At 64.7% G+C, this 2,281-nt stretch carries 3 protein-coding genes; all 3 read right to left on the bottom strand.

The window, feature by feature from the left end:
* Positions 1-463 (bottom strand): sugar-binding domain-containing protein (locus EOA36_RS33655; RefSeq protein ID WP_281040105.1); only part of this gene is annotated, 463 nt, incomplete at its 3' end.
* Positions 464-765: 302 nt separating this feature from the next.
* Positions 766-2,001 (bottom strand): VWA domain-containing protein, encoded by a 1,236-nt coding sequence (locus EOA36_RS33660; protein ID WP_127281036.1) that lies wholly within the window; start codon positions 1,999-2,001, stop codon positions 766-768.
* Positions 1,994-2,281 (bottom strand): DUF5682 family protein (locus EOA36_RS33665; protein ID WP_245464543.1); only part of this gene is annotated, 288 nt, incomplete at its 5' end. The genes EOA36_RS33660 and EOA36_RS33665, both read right to left, overlap by 8 nt.

The raw sequence follows: 2,281 nt of genomic DNA on the forward strand, positions 1-2,281 counted from the left end.
CGGCGAGACGATGGATGACGTCATGCGGATTGGCCGAGAATTTCCGCGTCAGGCCGCCGAGCAGCGAAACGAAGCGGATCCGGTCGGTGGTGGTGCGCGGCAGATATTCGACGCAGGCGGCGAGCGTGCGGCCGTGGCCGACGCCGATCAGCGCCTGCTCGCCGCGCTCGATCTCGCGCTTGAGGAACTGCGCGCCGGCAATGCCGAGCGCCTTGAGCGGCAGGTCCTCGGAATCGAAATCCGGAACCACCTCGCAATAGTCGAGGCCGTAACGGCGGGACAATTCGTCCTCGAGCTCGACGCATTCCGACACTTCACCGTCGATATAGACCTTCACCAGCCCTTCCTGGTTGGCCTTGGTGATGAGGCGGTGGGCCTTGAGGCTGGTCAGCCCCAGCCGCTTGGCAACCTCTGACTGGGTCAGGCCGCCGGCGTAGTGAAGCCATGCGGCGCGCGCCGCCATGCTGGCGTCATCGTCGCGCAAGAGGCCGTTTCCAAAACCAACCACGTTTCCGTCCCGGTGATATTTTTATCAGTTGCTGCAAAATTTTTCACATGGCTCGATCAGAGTCAAGCGACCGCTGCGCGCAATTCACGACATGATGACCAAGGCAGACGTCGGCCGGCCATTTGGCGATGTCAGCGCGTGGTGATGCGAAGCGGCCCTTGCGCCGTGCCTGTCAGCACCGCGGGCGTTTCAACGTTGCTTTTGGTTGCCGCTCTGGCGATGCCAAGCGGGCTTCTGGCGGCGAAGATAGTCGCGCCTCAGGCGTCAGCCATGGTGTCATCGGCCTCGGCGCGGACCAGCTTGATATCGGCCCCGGCAGCCCAGGCGCCGATATCCTCGCGACGCAGTGCCGCGGCCATCATGTCGGGAAACAGATCCGGCGTGCAGGCAAAGACGGGAATGCCGAGTGCCGCAACCGACCCGGCCATTTTGGGGTCATAACCCGGCCTGCCCTGATCGGTCAGCGCCAGGAGCACGACCACATTGACGCCCGAGCGAACGAGTGCCGCCAGCCGCTGCAGCAATTCCTGGCCATTGCCGCCTTCATAGAGGTCGGTGATCAGCACCATATGCGACTTGGTCGGCCGTTCGATGCGGTCGGCGCAATAGGCGACCGCCTGGTTGATGTCGGTGCCGCCACCAAGTTGCACGCCGAACAGCACCTCGACCGGATCGCTGAGCTCCTCGGTCAGGTCGACGATCGCCGTGTCGAAGCAGACCAGCTTGGTCCGCACCACCGGCAAGGAGGCCATCACGGCGGCGAATATCGAGGCATAGATCACCGAACTGGCCATCGACCCGGACTGGTCGACGCACAGCACAACCTCGTCGAGGTCGACCATCCGACGTTGCTGGCGCATGAAGCCGATCAATCTTTCCGGCACGATGGTCTTGTGCTCGGGCTGATAGTGGCGAAGGTTGGCCGAAATGGTGCGCGGCCAATCTATGTCGCGCTGGCGCGGGCGGTTGGTGCGGCGCGAGCGGTCGAGCGCACCGCGTATCGCCTCGGCGGTCTTCTGCTCCAGCCGTTGCATCAGCTTGGCGACGATGTCGGCGATGATCGTGCGGGCGACGTCCTTGGTCTTGGCCGGCATGACCGAACGCAGCGAGATCAGATCGGCGACCAGATTGACATCCGCCTCGATCGCCTTGAGGAATTCCGGCTCCATCAGCATCTGCTTCAAATTGAGCCGTTCGAAGGCATCCTTCTGGACGATCTGCACCACCTGCGCTGGAAAGAACGACCTGATATCGCCCATCCATTGCGCGACTTTCGGCGCCGATCGCCCCAGCCCGCCGCGCCGCTTGCGCGGATCGGCACCAGCATCGCCGGCGCCGTCGCCATAGAGCGCATCGAGTGCCGCCGAAAGCCGCTTGTCGGTCTCGGAAAGCGCTGCCGATGACGGATCATCGGCGCCGACCGCCAGGCGCCAGCGGCGCTCGCGCTCGTCGCCCGCCTGGCCGGATTCGCTCATGTCGATCCCGTCATCCATGGTCATTCTCGCCCCTGAGCAACGGCGCGAGCCGATCGAGATGCCGGCGCCACGCCTCGCCGCCGTCAGGTGTTGGTGTCAGCCCGGCCGGCAGGCGTCTGGCGCGGCCGAGCACCGCTTCGATCAGCCGCCGCCGCTCCATCGAGTCGAGGTGCGAAAAGACCCGGCGCAACAGCGGCAAATGCGCGACGAATGCCTCCTCGTCGAGCGATTTGAGCCAGGCGTCCACCGCACCGCGCAAACCTTCGTCGTAAATGAGCCGCTGGCCGGCGGTGCTGAA

Source organism: Mesorhizobium sp. M8A.F.Ca.ET.021.01.1.1 (assembly GCF_003998025.1).
In the GTDB taxonomy this organism is placed as follows: domain Bacteria; phylum Pseudomonadota; class Alphaproteobacteria; order Rhizobiales; family Rhizobiaceae; genus Mesorhizobium.

Excerpts from the sequence above, each read along its gene's own strand:
- EOA36_RS33660 (WP_127281036.1), bottom strand. The coding sequence starts at position 2,001 with ATGGATGACGGGATCGACATGAGCGAATCCGGCCAGGCGGGCGACGAG.